The 24,682-nt window shown below is 69.4% G+C and carries 12 protein-coding genes, 1 tRNA gene and 1 pseudogene; 8 read left to right on the top strand and 6 right to left on the bottom strand.

Annotated features, from left to right (window positions below):
- The first annotated feature begins 123 nt into the window (after positions 1-123).
- Both ACWF4Z_RS09770 and ACWF4Z_RS09765 read left to right on the top strand, forming a co-directional pair.
- Entirely contained in the window at positions 124-567 is a 444-nt protein-coding gene (locus ACWF4Z_RS09770) for a DUF3052 domain-containing protein (protein WP_452242564.1), read from the top strand.
- Between the two features lie 7 nt (positions 568-574).
- Complete coding sequence (locus ACWF4Z_RS09765) at positions 575-1,027, top strand: peroxiredoxin (protein ID WP_452242563.1); 453 nt, start codon at positions 575-577, stop codon at positions 1,025-1,027.
- 8 nt (positions 1,028-1,035) lie between these two features.
- On the opposite strand, the gene ACWF4Z_RS09760 is transcribed toward ACWF4Z_RS09765, so the two are convergent.
- Both ACWF4Z_RS09760 and ACWF4Z_RS09755 read right to left on the bottom strand, forming a co-directional pair.
- Entirely contained in the window at positions 1,036-1,542 is a 507-nt protein-coding gene (locus tag ACWF4Z_RS09760) for a hypothetical protein (RefSeq protein WP_452242562.1), read from the bottom strand.
- 139 nt (positions 1,543-1,681) lie between these two features.
- Positions 1,682-1,755: transfer RNA gene (locus ACWF4Z_RS09755), tRNA-Val, on the bottom strand.
- Positions 1,756-1,869: 114 nt separating this feature from the next.
- Here ACWF4Z_RS09755 and ACWF4Z_RS09750 point away from each other — a divergent pair.
- Positions 1,870-2,082: pseudogene (locus ACWF4Z_RS09750) on the top strand (response regulator transcription factor); the annotation flags it as partial.
- On the opposite strand, the gene ACWF4Z_RS09745 reads toward ACWF4Z_RS09750, so the two are convergent.
- Together ACWF4Z_RS09745 and ACWF4Z_RS09740 are read right to left on the bottom strand one after the other, a co-directional pair.
- Positions 2,079-3,566 (bottom strand): carboxylesterase/lipase family protein, encoded by a 1,488-nt coding sequence (locus ACWF4Z_RS09745; protein WP_452242561.1) that lies wholly within the window; start codon positions 3,564-3,566, stop codon positions 2,079-2,081. The pseudogene ACWF4Z_RS09750 and the gene ACWF4Z_RS09745 sit on opposite strands and share 4 nt — an antisense overlap.
- 81 nt (positions 3,567-3,647) lie before the next feature.
- Positions 3,648-4,502, bottom strand: a complete 855-nt coding sequence (locus ACWF4Z_RS09740; RefSeq protein WP_452242560.1) for an SDR family NAD(P)-dependent oxidoreductase — start codon at positions 4,500-4,502, stop codon at positions 3,648-3,650.
- A 70-nt stretch (positions 4,503-4,572) separates the two neighbouring features.
- Here ACWF4Z_RS09740 and ACWF4Z_RS09735 point away from each other — a divergent pair, with 70 nt between their 5' ends.
- Positions 4,573-5,484 (top strand): LysR substrate-binding domain-containing protein, encoded by a 912-nt coding sequence (locus ACWF4Z_RS09735; protein WP_452242559.1) that lies wholly within the window; start codon positions 4,573-4,575, stop codon positions 5,482-5,484.
- 599 nt (positions 5,485-6,083) lie between these two features.
- Positions 6,084-16,424 (top strand): amino acid adenylation domain-containing protein, encoded by a 10,341-nt coding sequence (locus tag ACWF4Z_RS09730; RefSeq protein WP_452242558.1) that lies wholly within the window; start codon positions 6,084-6,086, stop codon positions 16,422-16,424.
- A 664-nt stretch (positions 16,425-17,088) separates the two neighbouring features.
- Here the strand turns inward: ACWF4Z_RS09730 and ACWF4Z_RS09725 are convergent.
- The gene (locus tag ACWF4Z_RS09725) at positions 17,089-18,018 is read right to left on the bottom strand and encodes an ROK family protein (RefSeq protein WP_452242557.1); all 930 of its coding nucleotides are present in this window, start codon (positions 18,016-18,018) and stop codon (positions 17,089-17,091) included.
- Positions 18,019-18,233: 215 nt separating this feature from the next.
- Here ACWF4Z_RS09725 and nagZ point away from each other — a divergent pair, with 215 nt between their 5' ends.
- Positions 18,234-19,712 carry a beta-N-acetylhexosaminidase gene (nagZ, locus tag ACWF4Z_RS09720; RefSeq protein ID WP_452242556.1) on the top strand — a complete coding sequence of 493 codons (1,479 nt, stop codon included), beginning with the start codon at positions 18,234-18,236 and terminating at the stop codon, positions 19,710-19,712.
- 551 nt (positions 19,713-20,263) lie between these two features.
- Here the strand turns inward: nagZ and ACWF4Z_RS09715 are convergent.
- Positions 20,264-21,472, bottom strand: a complete 1,209-nt coding sequence (locus ACWF4Z_RS09715; RefSeq protein ID WP_452242555.1) for an ROK family protein — start codon at positions 21,470-21,472, stop codon at positions 20,264-20,266.
- Between the two features lie 121 nt (positions 21,473-21,593).
- Here ACWF4Z_RS09715 and ACWF4Z_RS09710 point away from each other — a divergent pair, with 121 nt between their 5' ends.
- Positions 21,594-23,228 (top strand): glycoside hydrolase family 13 protein, encoded by a 1,635-nt coding sequence (locus ACWF4Z_RS09710; protein ID WP_452242554.1) that lies wholly within the window; start codon positions 21,594-21,596, stop codon positions 23,226-23,228.
- A 293-nt stretch (positions 23,229-23,521) separates the two neighbouring features.
- Positions 23,522-24,655 carry a Nif3-like dinuclear metal center hexameric protein gene (locus ACWF4Z_RS09705; RefSeq protein WP_452242553.1) on the top strand — a complete coding sequence of 378 codons (1,134 nt, stop codon included), beginning with the start codon at positions 23,522-23,524 and terminating at the stop codon, positions 24,653-24,655.
- The last annotated feature ends 27 nt before the right edge of the window (positions 24,656-24,682 follow it).

Raw genomic sequence — 24,682 nt, 5'->3', positions numbered from 1 at the left:
CGCCACGCGGATACCGGACACGTCACGGAACCCTGGTGCATACTTGCGCGACGCGATACGTCACGATGGACTATCGCTACTGAAACCTACCCCCGGGCAAGCGGGGACCACGGAGGAGGACACGTGAGCGCGACCGCGGACCACGCGGACGGCAAGAGCGGGTTGCCGAACATGGCGTCCCGGCTCGGCCTGGAGGCCGGCTGGGTCGTTCAGGAAATAGGGTACGACGACGACGGTGACGACAACTTCCGGGACGCCATCAAGGCGATCACCGGCGAGGAATTCGTCGGCGACGACACCGACGAGGTGGTCGACGTCGTACTGCTCTGGTTCCGCGACGACGACGGAGACCTGGTCGACGCCTTCTTCGACATCCTCACCGACCTGAAGGCCGGCGGTGTCGTGTGGCTGCTGACGCCCAAGGTCGGTCGCGAGGGCTACGTGGAGACCAGCGACATCGCCGAGGCCGCGCCGGTCGCGGGCCTGGCCACCACGAGCACGCTGAGCGTCACCGACGACTGGTCGGCGACCAAACTGGTGGTGCCGAAGTCGGGCCGCCGGGGATGAGCGTGAGGTGACCGCTGCCGTCGGCAGCCGGGCACCCGATTTCACCGCCCGCAACCAGCACGGCGAGACTGTCCGGCTGAGCGACTTCACCGGTCGGCGGGACGTCGTACTGGTGTTCTATCCGTATGCCTTCAGCCAGGTCTGCACGAGCGAGCTGGCGGCCCTGCGCGATCGGCCCGACCTGCTGACGGCGGCCGAGTTCCTGGCGATCTCGTGCGACCCGATGTTCACCCTGCGGGCCTACGCCGACGCGCAGCGACTCGAGTTCGGCCTGCTCAGCGACTTCTGGCCGCACGGATCCATCGCGTCGTCGTACGGCGTCTTCGACGGTGACCGCGGCTGCGCCCTCCGCGGCACCTTCGTCGTCGACCGCACCGGCATCATCCGCTGGTCCGTCGTCAATCCCGTCCCGGCGGCCCGCAACCCCGACGACTACGCGGCGGCACTCGCGGACCTCTAGAACGTCGCTTACCTCTGGAAGATCTCGATGCCCGTCAGGCCGCGGCCCTGCCCGGTGGTGCCGCTGGAGATGTAGTAGCCGCAGCTCGGTGTGTAGTCGCCGCCGCCTTCCCACGAGGTTTGGATGCACAGGTAGGACGACGACTCGATGTAGATCTTCTCGAGGCGCTTGTTCTGGCCCATCGTGCCGACGGTGACGGTGTGGTTGTCGTCCCCGTTGACCAGCGGCCCCCAGCCGATGTCCTGCGAGTGCCCTTGGACGACGTACGAACCGGCGCCGATCATGCTGATGTTGATCGCTTCCAGGTGCGCATGGTCCGCGCGCTCGAGCCAAGTACCGCCGCCGTGATTGGGATCGTTGCACGCGATCGTCGGATCCCAGCCGACGTTCTGGTAGTAGCCCTGGTAGCACACGAACACGACACCGGCGGCTGCCGCCGACGCCTGAGCTGCCGGCAGGACGAGTCCCGGCAGAACCAGGAGAACGACCAGGAGTGAACGCAATCTTTTGGACAAGGTTGCTCCTTTGGAGGCGGATGCGAACAGCAACAGTCGTACGCACCGCCCACCCCCGCAGCAACCCTTTCGACGTCGGTCGAGGGCATCGTCACGCAGGCGAGGGAGAAACGCCTGGGACAGGGTTGTCAGAAGTATGTGGGCTGTGAGGGACTCGAACCCCCGACCCCCTCGGTGTAAACGAGGTGCTCTAACCAACTGAGCTAACAGCCCATGCCCGCAGCAAACGAAGCCCGGCCAACGAAGGGCCGGGGGTCGCGCTCCTGAGAGCAGGCGGGTTGACGATATCACCTCACCCTGGCGGTTCGTGCGGTGAGGGAATACCCGATCGACCGCCTAACCGACCGCAAACGTGAAGTGCTCACGATGGTTGGCCGCGGCCAGTCGAACGACGAGATCGCCAACAGCCTGTTCCTGAGCCCGCTGACGGTGAAGACGCACGTGAGCCGCATCATGACCAAGCTCGCAGCTCGAGACCGGGCCCGACTCGTGGTTATCGCCTACGAAACCGGACTCGTGACCATAAACTCCCGGCGCTAGGGATTCAGCAGTGGCAGTGGGCCGAAGGCGTAGTCGGTCCAGAGCCGGCGCGAGACCTCTTCGGGGTACGGCGCGACCGTCAGCTCGGTGCCGATGAGTGCGACCTGTCGGTCGGTCTCGTCGTACGGCGGCCAGCCCGGGTCACCGGAGTGGGCGAAGGATGTCCAGGCGGTGCGGAAGCGTTGGGAGATCCGCTCGATGTCCGTGGGTGACTCTGCGCCGAGGAGGAATCCGGTGTGCTGCTGCTGGAGGTTTCCGAAGACCAGCGGTACGTCGACGCCGTGGCAGGCACCGAGTCCGCTGTCCGGCCAGACCAGCTCATAGGAGTACGCACGGCCGCAACCGGCGACCTGTGTCTCGGCCAGCCGGTGGCTCGGCATCCGGAACAGCCAGTCGGAGTTGACGAGCTCGAACAGGCGCTCGGCGTTCGCATCGGGGTGGGCCGTGCGGAAGCCGCTCGGGCCGAGCACCTCCAGTGCGGTGGTGGCGTCGGCGTCCGTGACGTTGCCGAGGCGGCCGGTGATCGCGAGCATCAGCCGGTACTCGTCGCGGTTGTGACCGGCGATCAGCTCGACCTCGCGGCCGGTGCCGTCGGCGAGAGCGTCGTACGGCGTTCTCGGCAGGACGTCACCATCGACAACCGGTGAGAACGGGACCGTGGTGTGGGCAACGGCACCCCACCGCGCTGCGTGGGGGAGCATCGCGGCGCCCAACGCGTCGCTGGCCCCAACGAGTTCGGCCGCGGAGACCCCGCTGAGGTCGTCGACGCTCGGTTTGCGTCCCAGTCGCCCGGCGATCGTCGCCATGATGTCGTCGGCCAGCGGCACCGAGAAGAACGTCCCGGGCACGCTCTGCGCGATCGCCCGGCTGAACAATCCAGCGGCTCGCGGCATCGCCAGCAGGGAGGCGATCGAGCCGGCCCCGGCGGACTCCCCGAACACTGTCACGCGCGCCGGATCGCCGCCGAACGCGGCGACGTTCTCGCGCACCCACTCCAGTGCCGCGACCTGATCGAGCAGACCCCGGTTGGCGGGCGCACCCTGCAACGAACCGAACCCTTCGACGCCGACCCGGTAGTTGAACGTCACCAGTACGACGTCCCCCTCGCGAGCCAGCCGCGCGCCGTCGGTCGCCGGATCACTCGCATGGCCGAACGCGTACGCGCCGCCGTAGATCCACACCATCACCGGCAACCCGGCGCCGGGCTCGGCGTGCGGCGACCACACGTTGACCGTCAACCACTCGTCCCCGGTTACCGGGTTCGACGGCGGTCCGAAGACCTGCGACTGCGGTGGCGGCGGTCCCCAAGAGATCGCCGGCCGAACGCCGTCCCACGGTTCGACGGGCTGCGGCGCCGCGAACCGCAGGTCGCCAGGGAGCGGCGCGGCGAACGGGATCCCGCGAAACACCGCGACCCCGTTCTCAACCCCGCCCCGAACCACTCCAGTCGTCGTACGAACCTCTGGCGCAGTGCTCCCGGTCATCAACAGACCCCTCGCCTCGAACTGGACGTCTCTCAGTGTGTGAGGTGCGAGCCGGCAGCGCCACGGGATTTCGGGAGGGCGTCACCAGGGTCGCCAGGACAGGACCTCACCGTTGCGGACCAGTTGTCCGTAGTGGTCGGGGTTCACCGGCTTCAGAGCCAGGTCGACGAGCGGTACGGCGGCCTGGGCCGGGCTCGGGGCGTCGCTGACGTCCCACCAGAGTGCGGACGTCGGGGTGTTCATCATCCCGGGGCAGACGGCCGCGAGCAGGATGCCGCGGGCGGTGTCCTCGTCGTGGCGTTGGTAGGCGAGGGTTCGGACGGCCGCGACCTGGGCGATCTTCGACGGGATGTTGACGAAGCCTGGCCAGGCGGTGCCGCGCGCGGTGCCTTCGCGGACGGCGTCACGCCAGGCGGCGACTTCGTTGTCGACGGCATCGAGTGAGGGCAGGTCGTCGAAGTGATAGTGCAGGACCGGAGCCAGGTAGTGCAGGGTCCCCAGTGAGCTGGCCACGACGATGAGCCGGCCGTTGTCGGGCAGCCGGGGTGCGAAGGCTCGCAGTACCCGAGTGGTGCCGAAGTTGTTCACGTCGGCGTACGCGTCGACGATCTCGCGCGGGTCGTCGTCGGGCCCGACCCGCATCACGGCGTTGTTGACGACGATGTCGATGCCGCCGTGCCGCTCGGCCAGCTCGGCGGCGAGGCGCTCGGGACCGTCCGGGCTGGAGACGTCGAGGATCTCGCCGCGGACCCGGGCTCCTCCGCCGGGCATGGCGTCGACAGCTTCGTTGACCCGGTCGAGGCTGCGGCCGGTCAGGTAGACGGTGTCCTCGGGGTTCAGGCGCTGGGCGAGCTCCTCGACGAGCGCCAGGCCGAGCCCCTGGGTGGCGCCGGTGACGAGCGCGACCTTCGGGGCGTTCGCGGTTGTATCGGTCATGCCTTCACGCTAGGTCGCTGGTGGCTATGCGACCAGCGAAAGAATGTCAACCGTGGTATGCGTAGCTGTCATGGCCTTCGCTGATGTCTCGCTGACTGCCCTGCGGGTGTTCCGGGAGGTGGCCGAGCGCGGCACGCTCACCGCCGCTGCCGCGGCCCTCGGGTACACCCAGTCGGCCGTCTCCCGGCAGATCGCATCCTTGGAGCGTTCCGCCGGTACCACGTTGCTCGAGCGCCGACACGACGGGGTCCGGTTGACGTCGGCTGGTCGCGTCGTACTCCGCCGGGCTGCGACGGTGATCGATCAGGTCGACGCGACTGCTCGTGAGTTGGCTGGGCTGCCTGAGGAGGCCGCCACGGTTCGGCTGGGGTGGTTCGCTACTGCGGGGGCCTGGTTGGTTCCGCAGGCGTTGGCTGCGCTTCGTCGTACGCATCCGTCGATCACGGTGGTGAGCCGGGAGGGCAGTACCCCCGCGCTGGTGCGGGCGTTGCGGGCCGGGACGCTGGATCTGGCGTTGGTGGCGTCGTCACCGCCGTACCGGCCATTGGACGCGGAGACGCCGGCGCTGGAGGCGGACGTCCTCGTGCAGCGCAGTCTGCAGATCGCGGTGCCCGCGGATCATCCGCTGGCGCGGGGTGAGTTCATCGACATCGCGGACCTCCGCGGCCAGCCGTGGATCGCCGGCCTCGGCGACGAACGCGTGATGGGCGTCTGGATGGGCCTCGACGAGCGCCCCCGCATCGCACACACCGCCCGCGACTGGCTGGCCAAACTCCACCTGGTCGCCGCCGGCGCCGGCATCACCACCATGCCCGCCGCCCTGGCCTCCCTGGCCCCACCCGGAGTCCGCACCCTCCCCGTCCGAGGCGGCCCCACCGAAGAACGCCGAATCCTCCTGGCCCACACCCCCCAGCCAATCCCAGCCCCAGTAACCCACCTAGCCACCGCCCTCAGAACCGCAGCCCTAGAAACCCCCCACTAGCCCAGCACGCCCCACACCCAGCCCACCCACCGCCTTCCCTGGCCTGTACTTGGGCGTCTGCGGGTCGGTTGTGGGGTTCGTTGTTCTTGTGGGCGTATCTGATGGCGTGGTGACTCGTTGAAACCGTGTTGGTGCTTGGTTGGTGGTCGGCGAATTCTTAACCATCGGCTGGTGAGAACGGACTCCACCAGGGCCGGTTGTGGCTGGTAGGGTTCACGGCTGTCGGTCGGCGTGATGACGCACCGGGTGTGCACGACTATGCCCGGTCACCGGATCGTTTCGGCAGGCGAAAACGGGGCGTTGTCGTCGGTGAGAGCGAGACGGGTGTGCCCTGAGCCCGGCTCCGTCCAGTTGGGGAGGCACGTGTCCGTGGGTCGCCAACTGGCTGGCGCCACTGCTGTCCCGCAGGCCGTCGGGCCTGCCCTCCCCACGCCCGTCCTTCGGCTGCTCGCGCCCCCGCTTTTCGGCGCTCCGCTGCCTCGCGTTCAGCTGTCCCGCGTTCAGCTGTCGGGTGCTCAGTTGTCTGGTGCTCAGCTCTCTCGCGTTCCGTTGTTCGGCGTTCGGTCGTTGGTGGTGGGACCGCAGTGGTGAGGAGCGGCGTGGACCGGCCGGCGATCTCCACCGGACCGGCCCTGATGATTCCGGCCGGATACCCGCGCGACCTGCCCAGTGCTCTGCTGCGGGCGGCGCGTGACTTCGGCGGCGCCGGCGTGGTCGAGATCGGCCCGGACGGCCGCGAGACCAAGCTCGACTTCCCGACCCTGCTCGAGTTGGCCGCCCGGATCCTGGCCGGCCTGCGGGCGAACGGCGTACGCGCCGGCGATCCTGCTGTCGTCCACTGCACCGAGCCCGTCGGCTTCTTCGCGTCGTTCTGGGCGTGCACGCTCGGTGGCATCCGGCCGTTGCTGATGGCGCCGAGTCCTGATGGCGATCGGACCGAGGTCGGGCGCGAGCGGCTGCGCAAGGTCACCGACCTGCTCGGCTGGACCGTCCTGATCGGCCGTCCATCCGACCTGCCGAACGATCTCGGCCTCCCGGTCCTCGACCCGGACGCGATGGCCGGCCACGAGCCGACCTCCGACTTCCACCGACCGGCCGCCGACGACGTCGCCGTACTCATGATGTCTTCGGGCACAACCGGTACGCCGAAGCTCGTGCAACTGACGCATCGCGGTCTGGTCGAGTTCGCCGCGGGTACTCCGGCGATGCTGCCGGTGCGGCCCGGTCAGACCACGCTGAACTGGCTGCCGCTGGACCAGAGCGGCGCGTTCCTGCTGTACCACCTGCTGCCCGTCTTCACCGGCTGCACGAACATCCACGTGAACACGCAGTGGGTCCTGTCGAACCCCTTGCGCTGGCTCGACCTGATGGACCAGCACCGCGTGAACCACTCGTGGTCGCCCAACTTCGGATACCGCCTCGCCACGCAGGCGATCGCGGGGGAGCCGGATCGGCATTGGGATCTGTCCGCCCTGCGCAGCCTGGTCAGTGGTGGCGAGCAGATCACTGTGCCGGTGATGTCGGAGTTCCTGCGGCTGACGAACCGGTTCGGCGTCGTACCGGAGACGTTCGTGGCGGCGTGGGGGATGACCGAGACGGTCACCGGGATCACGTTCGCACGGCCGGGGCTGACGCCGAATGTGCATCGCGTGCGGATTCCTCCGACCGGTGCGGTCGAGTGGGTCGATCAGCGGCCGGCGAGCGGGAAGGTCGCCGTTGCGCGGCCCGGCAAGCCGCGGGCCGAGGCGCCCGGGGTGCTCAGCCTGGTGTCGGTGGGTGCGCCCGCGCCGGGGACGACCGTACGGATCGTCGCCCCGAACGGCGCTGTTCTGCCGGAGGGCCGGATCGGTCAGCTGCAGGTCGCGTCCGCGCGGGTCACGCCTGGATACCTGGGGAATCTGGAGGCGGACCGGGAGGCGTTCCCGGTCGGCAACTGGCCGGCGCGCAAGTGGTTGGCGACGGGTGACCAAGGGTTCATCACTGGTGGGCAGGTCGTTGTCACGGGGCGGGACAGCGAACGCATCATCATGGCCGGGAAGCTGTACTACGCCCACGACATCGAAGCCGTCGCCGCGACGGTCGTCGGCGCCGAGCACGGACTGGTCGCCGCGTGTGGGGTGGCGGACGTGGAGGCCGGGACCGACCGGTTGGTCGTGTTCTACGCCCTCACGCCGGAGTCGATTCCGGGGATGGACCAGGCGATCCGGAGTTTGATCCAGGGACGACTCGGGTTGGCGGCGGAGGTTGTCGGCGTACCGCGCCGGGACTTCCCGACCACGCCCGGCGGCAAGATCCTTCGGCCGCTGCTCAAGCAGCGCTGGATGGACGGCACCCTCGAGACCCCACCGGGTCCGCACGTAGAGCCCGCCGGCGCCAGCTCCTACTCCGGCCCCGCCGGCGAAGGCCCGTACGCCGACACCGCCGCAACCCCCACCACCGCCGAACCCCCCACCCCCACCGAGCACCCCGCCGCCCAAGCCGGAGCCGAGCACCCCGCCACACCCACCACAGCCCAGAACCCCACCGACCGCCCCGGCCACCAGGACCCCGTCGGCCGCCCCGGCAACCAGGAGCCCGGCGGACTTGCCGACGACCAGGCATTCGCGGGACGCCCCGGCGACGAGGTGTTTGCTGGTGGTGCCGGGGACGAGGATCCGATGGAGCGCACCACCGAGCTCCCGATCGTCCGCCTCGCCTGGCAACGCTCCCTCCAGCAATCCATCCCCACCCCACCCCAACGCCCCACCCTCGGCGCCCGCCCCACCCCCGAGCCCGAGCCCCAGAACCCGGAAGCCGTCGAAGAGCCCGAGGCCCACCTCAACAGCACCACCTTCCCCAGCGCCACCGACCCCACCAAGCAACTGGCAAAGCCCGAGCAGTCCGCAAAACCCGAGCAGTCCGCGAAGCCCGAGCCGTCGGAGTCGTCCGCGGGTCTCGTGGCGCGCGAGCCGTCGGGGCAGGGCGCGGATCTGGCGAAAGCCGAGCAGTCCGCGAAGCCCGAGCCGTCGGAGTCGTCCGCGGGTCTCGTAGCGCGCGAGCCGTTGGAGCAGTCTGCGGATCTCGCGAAGACTCGGCGGTCGGAGCCCGAGTCGTCCGAAGGGGCGGCCGAGCTCGCGAAGCCCGAGCCCGGCGAACTCGCGGAGCCTGAGGCGGCCGACCAGGTGGTCGAACTCGCGGAGCCCGAGTCCGCGGAGCTTGCGAAGCCGGGGCAGCGTGCGGAGCCTGAGCAGACCGAGCACTCGGCTGAGTCCGAGACGTCGGAGCAGTCAGCGGAGCTCGCGGTGTCCGAGGAGTCCGCCGGGCAGCCGGACGGGTCTGCTGGGCAGGAGGGGGCGGAGGAGCGCGCGGACTCTGCGGCGGTTGAGGCGACGGAGGACGCGGCCGAGCTCGCGGAGCCTGAGCCGGCCGACCAGGTGGTCGAACTCGCGGAGCTCGAGTCCTCGGGGCAGTCCGCAGAGTTCGCGGGGCCGGAGCAGCCTGGGGAGCCCGGACCGTCCGAGCACTCGGCCGAGTCCGAGACGTCGGAGCAGTCAGCGGAGCTCGCGGTGTCCGAGGAGTCCGCCGGGCAGCCGGACGGGTCTGCTGGGCAGGAGGGGGCGGGGGAGCAGCCCGATTCTGCGGCGGTTGAGGCGTCGGAGGGCGCGTCTGAGCTTGCGGTGCCTGAGTCGGTTGAGCAGGAGCCGGCGGCTCAGGAGTTTGAGCAGGAGCCGGCCGCTCCGGAGTTTGAGCAGGCGCCCGGGGAGGAGACTCAGCTCCTCACGCGCATCCCGGCAGACGTCGAGCCTGAGCAGTCACAAGCCGCGCCTGAGCAGTCGCAAGCCGAGCCCGAGCAGTCGCGAGCCGAGCCCGAGCAGTCGCGAGCCGAGTCGACAGCCGCCAATCCCGGGCCGGATACACAACCAGCCGCCGACGAATCGGCTCCTGCCCAAGACACAACCCCGCAGACCACCGCACCGCCAAACGACCCCACACTCGCCGACCCGAGCGAGCAACTTGCCGACGTCGACTCCGAAGACTCCACCGACGAGCTGGCACCGACCGAGCCACAGGCCACTGCAACGACCGCCGCGCTACCAGATCCGGAGCCGACTGCATCACCTACCGCGGAGACGACGCCCCCGCCGCAACCTGCCGTGCGGGCGGAGTCCGCGCGGCAGGACGTCGTACCGGTCGTGACGCAGGAAGCGTCGGAGCCGGCGGCGTCTGCTGTGGTGGCGGAGTCTGCGTCGGAGGTTGGTTTAGCGGATGTTGTGCCGACGGAGGCGGAGGGTGCGGCGGCTGGCGGTGGTCAGGTCGAGGGCGCTTCCGGTGGCGTGCAGGCGGAGTCCGGGTCGCAAGACGTCCTACCGGTCGTGGTGGAGGCAGAGTCGGAGCCGGCGGTGGCGGAGTCTGCGCCGGAGGCTGGTGTAGCGGACGGTGTGCCGACAGAGCCTGGGGGCGCGGCGGTCGGTGGCGTGCAGGTGGAGGCTGCAGCCGGCGGTGTGCGTGCGCCTGAAGACGTCGTGCCGGTCGTGGCGCAGGAAGCGTCGGAGCCGGCGGCGTCTGCTGTGGTGGCGGAGTCTGCGCCGGGGGCTGGTGTAGCGGACGGTGTGCCGACAGAGCCTGGGGGCGCGGCGGTCGGTGGCGTGCAGGTAGATGCTGAGCCGGAGTCCGTTGTAGCGGATGTTGTGCAGGTGGAGGCTGCAGCCGGCGGTGTGCGTGTGCCTGAAGACGTCGTACCGGTTGTGGTGGAGGTTGAGTCGGAGTCGACGGTGGCGTCTGCTGTGGTGGCGGAGTCTGCGCCGGAGGTTCTTGTAGCGGACGGTGTGTCGACAGAGCCGGGGGCCGTGGCGGCTGGTGGCGTGCAGGGGGAGGCGGCGTCTGGCGGTGTGCGGGCGGAGTCCGCGGTGCAGGACGTCGTACCGGTTGTGGTGGGGGTTGAGTCGGAGCCGGCGGTGGCGTCTGCTGTGGTGGCGGAGTCTGCGCCGGAGGTTCTTGTAGCGGACGGTGTGCCGACACAGCCGGGGGCCGTGGCGGCTGGTGGCGTGCAGGTGGAGGCGGGGTCTGATGGCGCGGGGGTGGAGGGTGAGTCGGAGCCGGTAGCGGCTGATGCCGGTGCGGTGGATGCGGAGTTGCAGGTTGCTGGGGGCCGGGGTGGGGTGGCTGCGGGGGGTCAGGCGGCGGCTTTGGCTGGGTTTGGGCCTGAAGCGGTGGTGAAGGTTGAGGGGGCGCCGGAGCCGGGTGAGGGGTCGGGGCCGAAGGCGACCGTGAAGCCGGGGCTTAAGGCGACGGTCGCGGCGGAGCCGGGTGAGGGGGCCGGGCTTAAGGCGACAGTGGAGCCGGTGGCTGTGGTGGGGGTGGCTGGGCGGTTTCCGGGGGCTGAGACGTTGGAGCAGTTCTGGGACAATCTGGTGGGTGGGGTGTCTAGCATCCACCAGTTCTCGGCGGAGGAGGACGGGCTGGTTGCGGCCAGTGGGGTGCTCGATCATGTGGAGTCGTTCGACGCGAGGTTCTTCGGGTTGAGCGATCGTGAGGCCGAGTTGATGGACCCGGCGCAGCGGTTGTTCCTCGAGGTGTGTCACCAGGCGCTCGAACACGGCGGGTACGCCGGAACCTCCAGCCGCGTCGGCGTCTTCGCCGGCTCCGGCATGAACCTGTACACCCGCCAGCACCAGTCCCGCGACTCCATCGCCACCCGCGTCGCCTACCGCCTCGGCCTCACCGGCCCCGCGATCGGGGTCCAATCCGCGTGGTCGTCGTCGCTGGTCGCCGTACATCTCGCCTGCCAGGCCTTGCGATCGGGCGATGCGGACCTCGCCCTCGCCGGTGCCGCCGCCGTACAGGTGCCGCAGGCAACGAGTTACCACCCGTCCCCGGAGTCGATCCTCTCGCCGACCGGTCACCTGCACGCGTTCGCGGCAGATGCCGACGGCACGGTCGGTGGCAACGGCGTCGCCGCCGTACTCCTGAAGCGTCTCGACCAAGCCGTCGCCGATGGAGACACGGTGTACGCCGTCATCCGCGGCACCGCGGTCAGCAACTCGGACACGCAGTCCGACCCGATCGAGCGAGCCCTGGAGCGCGCCGGATTCGCGGCCGACTCCCTCAGCTACATCGAGGCGAACGCGATCGGCAGCGCCACCACGGACTCCGCCGAGATCAACGCCCTCACGACCGCCCTGCGCCGCCACACCGACAAGGTCGGCTTCTGCACGATCGGCTCGGTCAAGCCGAACATCGGTCATCTCGACAGCGCCGCGGGCATGGCCGGCCTGATCAAGACCATCCTGATGCTGCAGCACCGCACGCTGGTCCCGACGATCAACTCGACCCCTCCGAACCCGGACCTCGCCCTCGACGGCAGCCCGTTCGTCATCGGCACCGAGGTGCACGACTGGCAGGCCGACACCACGTTGCGTGCGGGCGTCAGCGCCCTCGACGTCGGCGGCACCAACGCCCACGTGATCCTCGAGGAGGCCCCACGGCAGATCCGCCGCGGCGACGACGGTCCCGTCGTACTGGCGCTCTCCGCTCCGGACCCGGATGCACTGGCCGACCTGGTCGAGCTGTACCGCACGGACCTCGGCCACGGCACCGGTCACCGCCTCATCGACCTCGCTGGTACGGCGGCACTCGGTCGGCCGGCCCACCGCCACCGGATCGCGGTCGCGGGCGCATCCGAGGCCGAGCTGGTCGACGCGCTCGGCACCGCCCAGGCCGCCGAAGTGCCGCGCGGCGGACCCGGTCCGCTCGGCTATGCGTTCACCGGGCAAGGCGCCGCGCGTCGCGGTATGGCCGCGGGGTTGGCGGCGAGGTTCCCGGCGTTCCGATCGGCGCTCGACGAGTGCGACCGCGTGTACGCCGAGGAGACCGGCGGCAGCCTGCTCGAGCTCTTGCTGACACCCGCCGCCGGCAAAGAAGGGGTCTGGCCGACCGAGACCGCACAGCCTGCGCTGTTCGCGTTCGAGCTTGCCCTGGCGCGGTTGTGGCAGTCGTTCGGTGTTCAGCCGGCGCTGGTGGTCGGTCACAGCGTGGGGGAGTACGCCGCCCTCTGTGTCGCGGGCGCGTTGTCGACGGCCGATGCCGTACGGCTGACCGCGAAACGCGGCCAACTCATGCAGCGCGGGACGGTGCCGGGCGCGATGGTCGCGGTACGCGCGGATGCCGACCGCGTCCGCGAACTCGCCCGGGCGACCGGCGTGGAAGTTGCTGCCGGCAACGGTCCGCAGTCGTTCGTGCTGACCGGATCCGAGGTGATCGTCGGTCAGCTCGCCGAGAAGCTGGATCAGCTCGAGGTAGCCTGGCAGCGTCTGGACGTGGATCGGGCCTTCCACAGTTCGTTGGTCGACCCCATCCTGGCGGATTTCGCGGAGATCGTCCGCGGTATCACGCTCAAGCCCTTGCGTACGCCGATGGTGTCGAGCTGGTCGGGTGATCTGCTCGAGTCCGGGACCGTGCTGGACGGCGACTACCTGGTCGGGCAGCTGCGGCAGCCGGTGTTGTTCGGCGACGCGGTCGAGGCCGTGACCGCGGCCGGTTGCCGACGGTTCCTGGAGCTCGGGCCGGACGCCGTGCTGAGCCCGGCCGGTCGTCGGATCGCGCCGAACAGCACGTGGATCCCGGCCCAGCGGTTGGGGCAGGATCCCGTCCTCGCGACGATGAACGGTCTCGTCGAGCTCTACGAGCAGGGCACGGAGATTGCCTGGGCGAAGGTCTACCCGGACGGCGGGCGCGTACCGCTGCAGACGTACCCGTTCCGTCGCGTCCACCACCCGGTCGACCCGTCCGTGACGGTTGGAAACGTGGCGGCCGGTGAGCCCGCGGCGATCCGCGTGCAACCGAATGCCTTCGAGCGTGCGGCGCGGGCGCAGGCCGTGGTCTTCGAGCCGTCGAGCGCCGCGGTGAAGCGGATCCCGCTGGATCCGCCGGACGAGTCGGCGCCGGATGAGGCTGCGCTGGCCGAAGCCGAGGCCGCAGCGGAGGAGCTGGAGGTCGCCGAGCGCTCGCCGTTCGCCCTACCGGCCGAGACGCATCAGATTGATGCGGACTACCTGGCCCAGGCTGGTGCATTGTCCGGCGACGAGGTGTCGGCCGAACGGTATCGCGAGTCGCTCGACGCGGTCCTCGACCTGACCTGCGCCGAGCTCAACCTCGACCCGTACGACCTGACCGTCGACCACACCTTCGCCGAACTCGGCGCAACCCCAGCCTCGATGGCGCCGGTGATCGACGAGATCAACACTCGCTTCGCGGTCGAGCTCACCCCGGACGAACTGTTCGGCCCGTACACGACGCCGCACAAGCTCGCCACGGCCGTTGCCATCCGCACCGAAGATGTTGCCGAGAGCATCGAGCCCCTGGCTATCGAGCCGGTGGTCGAGGAAGAGTCCGTCGCCGTAGCCGAAACCCCAGTAATACAAGAGGAAACCCGCGACCCGCGGGCGGCTCTCGCCGTACTAGGCTCCGGCCTGGCCGAGCTCGCGGCAAAGGTGGACGAGGCAGCGGCCGCCACCAGCGCAGCAGAGCTCCCCGGCAACGGCATGGCTGCGCTGATGTCGCAGCAGCTCCGCGTCGCCGGTCAGCTGGTCGACGGTGTCACCCAGCTGATGCGCGAGCAACTCGCGCTTCTGAACGACACCACCGCCGAAGAAGACGCGACCTCCGACGGACCGGACGGCGAGGACACCGCCGTACAGGCCGCCGAGGCCGAAGCCGCGCGACGACGGGACCTGTCGTACTGGGATCTCGCTCTGACCGGCGCGGAACCGTTGGTCCTGCCATCCGATCACGTCCGGCCGACGGCCGAGCCCGGAGTGGCTTCCGTCAAGCAGGAGCTGGACGAAGAGCTCGGCGACGCGGTGTTCATGTTCAGCCGGGAACGGAAGATCGGCCCGCTGATGACGATGCTCGCGGCGGTCGGCACCGTGCTCGGCCGGTTCGCGGCGCAGGACGACGTGACGATCGGGTCCGCGCTGATCCGCCCGCAAGGCGACACGTCAACCGCGACGCGTCGTGCGCTGCCGCTCCGGATCGATCTGTCCGGCGAACCCGATCTCGGTGAGCTCGCGCAACGCGTCCGCGACGTGACGACCGGTGCGTTCGACCACGCCGGCATCGACCTCGCCATTCTGGAACGCGATCCGCTCTACCAGATCCTTGTCGAGTTCGAGGACGGCGACGACGACCTCCCCGAGAACATCGACCTCCGGCTCCGGCTGACCCATCACGGCGCCGGCATCACGTGTACGGCGGACTACCGCTCGGGACTCTTCGACCAGAGCACGATCGACCGCCTGCTCGCGTACCTGGAAGCAGTGTTGCGCAGGGCAACGACCCAACCGCGCCTGCGACTGCCCGAGCTGATGCTCCCGATCGAGTCCGACCTGGAGGTACTGCGCGGCCTCGAAGGCGAGATCGAGCCGACCGGCCTCCTCGGTCGGGTACGACGCGACGCCCTGGTCGCCGGTGAACTCAGCGGCCTCCACACTCTGTTCGAGCAGCAGGTCGCCCGGACGCCGGACGCGATCGCACTGATCCAAGGCGATCGTCAACTCACCTATGCCGAGCTCGACCGCCGATCGAACGCGATCGCCTGGCAGCTAACGGATCTGGGCGTCCGGTCCGGACAGCTGGTTGCGGTCCGGGTTGCCCGAGGCACCGAGTTGGTCGTCGCGGTTCTCGCCGTACTCAAGTCCGGTGCGGCGTACCTTCCGCTGGATCCCGGCGTACCGGAATCGCGCTGGGCCTTCATGATTCAGGACGCGTCGGCGGTCGCGCTGGTCGGCGACGACGCGGCCCTGGCCGATCGGCTGGGGTTGCGGCTCATCCCGATCGGCACGAGCGATGCGGATCCGCGGGCACGGCAGGCGCCGCCGGTGCGGGCAGCCGCCGATGATGTTGCCTACTGCATCTATACGTCCGGCTCGAACGGCAGTCCGAAGGGCGTCGTCGTCACTCATCGCGGTCCGGTCAACCTGATCCGGCACTACCTGCGGACCCGGCGATCGCTGCGGACGTTGCAGTGGACGTCGTTCGGGTTCGACGTACACGTGCAGGAGATGTTCACGACACTCGCCTCCGGTGCGGCGCTCGCACTGATCGGCGAGGACGACCGGTACGACCCCGACGCCGTGATTGCGGCGTTGCGGGATCACCAGGTCGAGCGGCTCTTCATGGCGTTCAGTCCGTTGACCGCGTTGCTGGCCACGATGCGCCGGCTGCCTGAGCTGCCCGCGTTGCGCGAGATCGTCGCCGGCGGTGAGGCGATGGTGCTGACGCACAAGGTGCGTGACTTCCTCGATGCTCATCCGGAGTGCCGGCTCTTCAACGAGTACGGACCGGCCGAGGCGTCGATCGTGACCACGATCCACGCCGTCGATCCGACCGAGGACCGGCCGTCGATCGGGCGTCCGGTCGAGGGCGTCGTCGTACGGCTGCTGGACGAAGCGTTGCGGCCTGTGCCGGTCGGTGCGGTCGGGGAGATCCACCTCGGTGGCGCAGCGGTCGCGCAGGGCTACATCGGGCGGCCGGAGGAGACCGAGCGCGCGTTCGTGCCGGACCCGGGCCACCCGGGCGGCAGGCTGTACCGCAGCCGCGATCTCGGTCGCTGGCGTGTGGACGCGACGTTGGAGTACCTCGGCCGCGCCGACGACCAGGTCAAGATCCGCGGCCACCGGGTCGAGCCGGGCGAGACCGAACACGTCCTGGCCGACCAGCCCGGCGTCGTCGACGCCGTGGTCGTCGCGTGCGCGGATCCTGCCGGCGAAACCTGCCTGATCGGGTACGTCGTTCTCGAGGACAGCGATCCCGCGGTCCTGGCCCGGCTGATGCTTGACCTGGGCAAGGAACTCCCGCTGTACCTCGTCCCGGCGGACCTGATCCCGATCGAGGAGCTCCCGCTGGACGACAACGGCCGCCTCGACCGCGGCCGCCTGCCCGAACCGGAGTGGCTCAGGCCCTGATCCACGACGGTGTCGTGGAGCTGCGTCGTGCAGTAGTGGTTCTGCATCGTGGACGGGGGGTCAGGTTCGGAAGCTGCCCTCCCCGCAGCCACCGTCCTCCGTCCACGGTGCAGAACCCGCGTTCGATCCTCACCCTCCTGAGGATCGATCGCACTCCGCGCCCGCCGTCCGCGCACCGGTGATTGAGGCACCGTGCGCATGGTCGGCGAACAGGGAGCAGCCAATACGTCCGCAAGCGTCTGTGACGCCAGCCGGATCCTTTGAGTTCCCACGGGGGAGTAGGAGCACCGCGACAGCCATCTGGACCGTTGTCTCTCTGGTCGAGCGTTGCCCCGGACAACGCTGGTGGACTGTGGTGCTTCACTACGTCTGGTCGTACTCCTGTCTTTCGGTCGCGGGGCGGCGGGTAAGTCTCCTCACCCGCCGCTCACGCGTTCCGGTGGATCCAAGGCCCCCCTCGATCCACCGCTTCCGGCCGGTCCAAGACCCCCCTTGACCAACCGTGGATGACGTGCCCCCACCCCATCCATCCAGTGAATCGGGTGGAGTGGGGTGTTCGTTACACAGATTCGTGGATTGGGTAAAAATTGCGCAAAGGTGCGCGAGAGAACCCTTTCCGAACGGGCCGTCTTGTGCGAATGCCCGAAAGGGCAAGGGGACGGCGTCAGGCGAGCGCGGACCAGGCCTGGTGTGCGGCGCCGAGCAGGCCGGCGTTGTCCAGTTGGGCCGGCTCGACGGTGAGGTCGGCGACGAACGGCAGCTGTGCCAGCCGCTTCACCCACGCCTGGACAGGATCGAACAGAACTGGACCCGCCTTCGCCACGCCGCCGCCGATCACGACCGTCGTGAGGTCGACTGTGACCGCGGTCGCGACGATGCCCGCGGCAAGCGCCTGCGCACCGTCGTCGAAGACCGCGAGCGCCAACTCGTCCCCAGCGGCTGCGTCGGTCGCCAGTACGGCGGCGTCCGCGTCCTCGTCCGTGCGCCAGCCGCGGCGCTTGGCCCGGGCAACCATCCGCGGGCCGCTCGCGTACGCCTCGACGCAGCCGTACGACCCGCAGGCGCAGGCCTCGCCGTCCTGATCGACCACCACGTGGCCGATGTGCGCCGCGTTGCCGGACTGACCGATCAATGGCTTGCCGTCGACGACCAGGCCGCCGCCGACCCCGGTCGACACGACGATGCCGAGCAGCGTGTCGACATCCCTCCCGGCACCGGTCCAGAACTCACCGAGCGCGAAGCAGTGCCCGTCGACTCCGAGTGTCACCGGCACGTCTCCGGTCAACGCCCGGACCCGATCGACCAGGGGGAAGTTGCGCCAGCCGATGATGTTGACGGGGGAGACCAGGCCGTGCCGCTGGTCCAGCGGTCCGGCCGAACCGATGCCGACGGCCAGCGGGGTGGCGTCGCCGCGGACGCGATCGATCAGCTCGCCGAGCGCGGCGAACACGTCGTCGGCGTCACCGGTCGGCGTGAGGATCCGGTCACCGGTGCGGATCGTGCCGTCCGCCGACACCAAAGCGGCGGCCATCTTCGTGCCGCCGATGTCGATCCCGAGTACGGTTCCCTGCGCCATCGCTGCTTCGTCGCTCATCGTCCCCCCGTCAGGGCGGTCAAGGTCGAGAGACAACGTTATCCGTAGTCGGCCCCAACAGACAGGGGTAATGCCAAGGATCCCTGGAAAACCCGCAGGTCCGGCGCCGGATTAAGTCCTGACAACGATCGCCCTGGTACGGCTCGCAGGCTGCTAATCATTAGCTCAGCGTGAGGGGGTGGCGCCGCGACCTCGCCGCACGAGAGGGTGGGGGAATGAGTGATCTTCACAGCGAGGCCGCCGGCGCCCTGATCGTCGGCTTCACCGGGACCACCGCCCCGGACGACCTGCGCCGAGCCGTCGCGGGCGGTCTCGGTGCGGTCATCCTGTTCACCCGCAACGTCGCCGGCGCCGACCAGGTCGCCGCGCTGACCGCCTCGCTGCGGGCCGAGCGGCCGGACCTGATCATCGCGATCGATCACGAGGGTGGTGAGTTCAGCCATCTCGCGCCCGCCAACCAGTGGCCGCTCGCGTCGCCGCGCGTACTCGGCGACCTCGACGACGTCGACCTGACCCGTGCCTCGGCCCGGGACGCCGCCGCGACGCTGGCGAGCCTCGGCATCGACCTGATGCTCGCGCCGTCCGTCGACGTGAACAGCAACCCGGCGAACCCGGTCATCTCCACCCGCTCGTTCGGTACCACCGCCGACGTTGTCTCGCGGCACGGCGTCGCGTTCGTCGAGGGTGTGCACGAGGCCGGCATCGCCGCCTGCCCGAAGCACTTCCCCGGGCACGGCGACGTCGCGGTCGACTCGCACCTCGACCTGCCGCGCGTCGACCGTTCGGTCGAGGAGGTGACGGCGGTCGAGTTGGCGCCGTTCAAGGCGACGATCGCCGCCGGAGCCGACGTCGTGATGAGCGCCCATGTCATCTTCTCCGCGTACGACGATCAGCCGGCCACGCTCTCGCATCGCCTCCTGACCGGGCTGCTGCGGGAGGAACTCGGCTTCACCGGTGTCATCACCACGGACGCACTGGAGATGCAGGCGATCACCAACACCCGCTCGATCGAGGACGCCACGGTCGCGTCGATCAAGGCCGGCGCCGATCTGGCGATGATTGCGGTCGGATCTGCCGACCCGCACACGCTGACGGCGCGTGTCGTCGATGCGGTAGCCAACGGGACTCTTCCTGCCGAGCGCATCACGGATGCGGCTGCCCGAGTCCGTGCGCTCGCGGGCTCGCTTGCTGGGCGCGCTCGGCAGCCGGGTCTGGACGGCGCGCCGATCCGGGAGGTCGCCGCCCGGGTCGTGGCCGGCCAGACGTTCCCGGCGCTGGGTGCTTCGCCGTACGTCGTCGATCTGACTCAGGGCCTGCACCCGGCCTGGAACCCCTACTTCAGTGGGCTTCCCGAGATCTTCGCCCGGGTCGCACCTGGCTCCGACGGGGTGGTGATCCGGGGCCGGCACCATCTGAAGGGCGAAGACGACCAGTCCGAGAACACCATCGCCGAAGCAGCCCAAGCCGCCGCAGGCCGCCCACTGGTGGTTGCCATCCAAGACGCCGTACGTACACCCTGGATGCGCGACGCTCTCACCTACCTCACCGAAGGCCGCACTGACGTCTTCGTCCTCTGCACCGGCATCCCCGAAGACCAAGCCATCGTCCCGCCCACCCTCCCGAAAGCCACCACCTCCGGCCGCAACGTCATAGTCCTGGAAGCCGTAGCCCAAGCCCTGACCCGAGAGCCCTAGAGCGCCGCACGATCGGACACCGGGAACACGTGCGGCCACAACGTGATCGAGTCGGAAGTCGTGCCGCCTCCGGCGGGGCGCGAACTGGTGTCCCGCCGCTCATCTGGTGTGCGCGAGAACTGTGGTGGCGCGGTCTCCGGGCTGCTCGATGGTGCTGGTCGGGGTGGACGGCACCTATCCCGGAGCCGCTCACCCGAGTGGTCGCCGGCCGGGTGTGATCCCGGCAGTGGACCGTGGTGAGGCTGACGGTCGGGGTCCGGGGGGATCGCGGCGGTGGGTTATCCCCGCGACTTGTGGGTTCTCTGCTGGTGTTAGAGGGGCGAACCCAACACTCACGGGGTTATCCCATGAGATTGACCGTTCTCCCGCCGGGATTTCACGGGAGAACCGGCCAGCTCATGGGACAACCCTCGAGATGGCGGCCAAGGGGCAGGCCTGACGGATGCCTGCTGGAGGTGCGTGGTCGCCGTGTGTCTACGGTCGCGGTTGGTTCTTCGGAAGGAAATTTGCGGATGGCGACCGGGAAGTTCCGGAAAGGCGGGGGCGGGGATCTAGGTGGGGCGGGAGCCTAGTTGTAGGTCGAGGGCGTGTTGTTCTACGTAGTTGAGGGCGTGGCGGACTGCGCCTACGGAGACGATGGTGTCGCCCAGGGAGGAGATCGTGACGCGGGGTGGGGTCGTGGTGTAGCCGGCCAGGTGTTTGTTGATGTCGGGGATCAGGGCGTCGGCGGCTTCGGCTACGGCGCCGCCGAGGATCACCAGTTCGGGGTTGAAGAGGATTCCCAGGGTCGCGATGACGCGGGCGGTGCGGGCGGCGATGTGCTGGAGGATGCCTAGGGCAACTTCATCGCCCTCGGCGGCGGCGGTGAAGACGAGCTCGGCGGTGACCGGGCCGGTGGCGTTGCGCAGAGTGGTGTCGACGGAGGGGTCGGCGACGGCCGCGGCGCCTTGTTCGCGGGCGATGCGGGCGATGCCGTGGGTGTCGCCGACGCCTTCGACCAGCTTCAGGTAGACCATCTCGCCGGCGCCGCCGCGGCTGCCGTGGATGAGGCGACCCGAGTCCATCAATCCGGACCCGAAGCGCTCGCCGGCCAGCAGTACGGCGAGGTCACCGATGCCGCGGCCTTCGCCGTGCCAATGCTCGCCCAAGGCGGCGAGGTTGGCGTCGTTCTCGAGGAGCACCGGCCAGCCGTGCAGCTCGGTCAGGCGGTCGGAGAGTCCGGAATCGAAGAGTCGCCAGAACTCGTCGTCGACCAGGATGTTGCCCTCACGGTCCACCGGCGCGGCGATCCCGGCGCCGGCCGCGAGCACCTGCGCATCGGACACGCCCGCGGCCGCGAGCGCCTCGACGACCGTCTGGTGCACGACCTCGGTCCGCTCCGCGGGCCCCTTCACGTCCGAGACCGAACGCATCGTCTTCGCGATCGTCTCCCCGCGCAGATCGCTGACCAGGACCGTGGTCTTCGCCGCACCGATGTCGATGCCGAGCACATACCCAGCGCGGCTGTTGAACTCGAACCGCCGCGACGGTCGACCGACCGAGCTGTCGTTGCGGCCCGCGTCGAGCTCGACCACCCAGCCCATCGAGATCAGGTCGTTGCAGACCGCGTGCACGGTCGCGCGCGTCATCCCGGTCGCCTCGATCAGGCCTGTTCCGGTCATCACGCCCGTGGTCGAGAGCACGCCGAGTAGCTTCCCCGCGTTGACCCGCCGCAACATCGGCGGCGTCGCCGTCGGCGGTGTGGCCGGTGGTTTCGCCATGGACTGCTCCTCGAGAAGTGCTCTTGACCTGGTCGTGGTTCCGTGCGCAGAATACTGCAGATTCTAAATTTAGAGCCTATATAAACATCCGGGCAAGCAGAGACCTTCGAGTGAGGCGACCGTGACCACTCCGCAGACGACCGACCCCGACTGGTGGCGGCAGGCTGTCGTCTACCAGATCTACCCGCGCAGCTTCGCCGACTCCAACGGCGACGGCGTCGGAGACCTGCCGGGCATCATCAGCCGAGTCCCGTACCTGGTGGCGCTGGGCATCGACGCTGTCTGGCTGAGCCCGTTCTACCCGTCCGCGCTGGCCGACGGCGGGTACGACGTGGACGACTACCGCAACGTGGACCCGCGCCTGGGCACACTGGACGACTTCGATCAGCTGGTCGAGGCGCTGCATGCGGAGAACATCAAGCTGATCGTCGACATCGTCCCGAACCACACCTCCAACCGGCACGAGTGGTTCACCGAGGCGCTCGCGGCCGCCAAGGGTTCGCCGGCCCGGGACCGCTACATCTTCCGCGACGGCGAGGGCGGGGGAGAGCAGCCGCCGTCCGACTGGGACTCGGTCTTCGGTGGCTCGGCCTGGGCGCAGACCGACGACGGCCAGTGGTACCTGCACCTGTTCGCGGCCGAGCAGCCCGACCTGAACTGGGCGCATCCAGAGGTACGCGCGGACTTCGTTCAGACACTGCGGTTCTGGTCGGACCGCGGGGTCGACGGGTTCCGTGTCGATGTCGCGCACGCGCTGGTGAAGGACCTCGCCGAGCCGTTCCCGTCGAAGACCGCGCTGCCTCGGCAGTCGGAGTCCAACGGCAAGCACCCGCTCTGGGACCAGGACGGCGTTCACGAGATCTACCGTGACTGGCGCAAGGTCCTGAACGAGTACGACCCACCCCGGTCGGCCGTGGCGGAGGCGTTCGTACCGGCTGCTCGGCGCGCCCGGTATGCGAGTGCGGACGGGCTCGGGCAAGCGTTCAACTTCGACCTGTTGCAGGCCGACTGGGAGTACGACCGGTTCCGTCAGGTGATCGACGAGAACCTCGCGCTGGCCGAGCAGAACGGGTCGTCGTCGACCTGGGTCTTCTCCAACCACGACGTAGTCCGGCACGCGACCCGCTACGGCCTGCCGAAGAACCCGAAGGGCGGCTGGCAGGACGGCAAGGACTGGCTGCTGAGCAACGGCACCGAGCCGACGAACGACGTCGCCCTCGGGTTGCGCCGGGCCCGCGCCGCCGTACTGCTCATGCTGGCCTTGCCGGGATCGGCGTACCTCTATCAAGGTGAGGAGCTCGGTCTGCAGGAGGTCGGCGAGCTGCCGGCCGCGAACCTGCAGGACCCGGCGTACTTCCGCTCCAAGGGCGCCGAGAAGGGCCGTGACGGGTGCCGGGTGCCGATCCCGTGGGCTGTCGACGGACTGTCGTTCGGCTTCGGGTCGGGTGGTTCGCACCTGGTGCAGCCGAAGTGGTTCGGCGCGTACTCGGTCGAGGCGCAGGAGGGCGACCCGGGCTCGACGCTGAGCCTGTATCGCAAGGCGCTGGCGGTGCGGCGCGGACTGCAGGCCAGCAACTCGCTGAGCTGGATCGACGACGTCGAGTGGGTCCTGCACTTCATCCGTCCCGGCGGCTGGCAGTCCATCACGAACTTCGGTGCCGCGCCGGTCGAGCTCCCCGACGCCGCGGTGGTCCTGTCGAGCGGCCCGCTCGAAGGCGACAAACTCCCCGGCGACACCACCGCCTGGCTGATCTGATCCGACGATCTGATCCGGCGACCGTCAGCTGGTCCCAGGATCCCGAGCTGATTCGACGAACCTGACTCCGGTCAGGTCCACAGACCCGTTCCGGTCTCCGTCGGCCCCGAGGCCGACGGCCCTCCCTTGTGACCGGGACGACCCGCCGGCGTGGGCGGTGGCGGAAGGCGGCGGGGCGGTCGCCCTGCCACGCCCGCCGGCGGTAGATGGTTGTGACAGGGGCACCGGGCGGCTGCCCCTGTCACAACCTGCAGTGTCCTGTCGCAATCTGTACTGATGCCAGGATGGGGTCTGTGACTCCGACGCTTGCTGACGTGATCGCCGTCCTGGACCAGCTGTACAACCCCGCGTGGGCAGAGTCCTGGGATGCGGTCGGTCTGGTGACCGGTGATCCGGAGCAGCCGGTACGACGGATTCTGTTCGCCGTGGACCCGATGCGGCCAGTGGTCGACGAGGCGATCGAAGGCGACTTCGATCTGCTGGTCACGCACCACCCGCTGTTGCTGCGCGGAGTGAACAGCGTCGCCGCGACCACGCCCAAAGGCCGGGTTGTGCACGACCTGATCCGCAGCAACACCGCACTGCATGTCTGCCACACCAACGCCGACAACGCGAACCCCGGCGTGAGCGACGCGCTCGCCGCCGCGATCGGGCTGCGGGACACGCGCCCGCTCAAGGCGATGCCGTCCGATCCGATGGACAAGCTGGTCGTGTTCGTGCCGGTCGAGGAGACCCAACCGATGCTCGACGCACTAGCGCGAGCCGGCGCCGGGCAGATCGGCGACTACGACCGAGCCGCCTGGAGCGCCGCGGGCGAGATGACGTTCCGGCCGCTCGAAGGTGCGAACCCGACCATCGGAAAGGTCGGCGAGATCGAGGTCGTGCAGGAGAGCCGCCTAGAGATGATCCTGCCAAGACGCAAGCGCCGCGCGGTCGTCGAGGCGCTGATCGCGGCTCACTCCTACGAGGAACCGGCGTACGACGTCTATGAGCTGGCGGAGCTGCCGAGCGAACGTGGTGGCGGCCGAGTCGGCGTACTGGAAGAGCCGCTGCCACTGCGGGAGTTCGCGCGGCTGGTCGCGGAGAGCCTGCCGCGGACCGAGCACGGCGTACGCGTCGCTGGGGATCCGGAGCGGATGATCGAGACGGTCGCGGTGGTCGGGGGAGCGGGTGACTCGGAGTTCGAGCGCGTGCGCGCCGCTGGGGTCGATGCCTGCCTCACCGCAGACCTCAGGCATCACCCGGCGACCGAGGCCAGGGCGTACGACGAGGGCCCGGCGCTGGTCGATGTCGCGCACTGGGCCAGCGAATGGCCGTGGCTGCCGGACGCCGAACGACTCCTGAGCGACGGGCTGGCAATCCAAGGCAGTACCGTGGACACTCACATCTCGACGCTCTGCACCGACGCCTGGACCCTGCGGCTCTGAGTGCACGACGACAACAACTGAAACCAG

The organism is Kribbella sp. NPDC055071 (assembly GCF_053608045.1).
Note: the sequence above shows the minus strand (reverse complement) of the source record. Positions and strands in the feature narration are given on the sequence as shown.

Excerpts from the sequence above, each read along its gene's own strand:
- ACWF4Z_RS09745 (WP_452242561.1), bottom strand. The coding sequence starts at position 3,566 with ATGACCGGGAGCACTGCGCCAGAGGTTCGTACGACGACTGGAGTGGTT.
- ACWF4Z_RS09740 (WP_452242560.1), bottom strand. The coding sequence starts at position 4,502 with ATGACCGATACAACCGCGAACGCCCCGAAGGTCGCGCTCGTCACCGGC.
- ACWF4Z_RS09735 (WP_452242559.1), top strand. The coding sequence starts at position 4,573 with ATGGCCTTCGCTGATGTCTCGCTGACTGCCCTGCGGGTGTTCCGGGAG.
- ACWF4Z_RS09725 (WP_452242557.1), bottom strand. The coding sequence starts at position 18,018 with ATGAGCGACGAAGCAGCGATGGCGCAGGGAACCGTACTCGGGATCGAC.
- nagZ (WP_452242556.1), top strand. The coding sequence starts at position 18,234 with ATGAGTGATCTTCACAGCGAGGCCGCCGGCGCCCTGATCGTCGGCTTC.
- ACWF4Z_RS09715 (WP_452242555.1), bottom strand. The coding sequence starts at position 21,472 with ATGGCGAAACCACCGGCCACACCGCCGACGGCGACGCCGCCGATGTTG.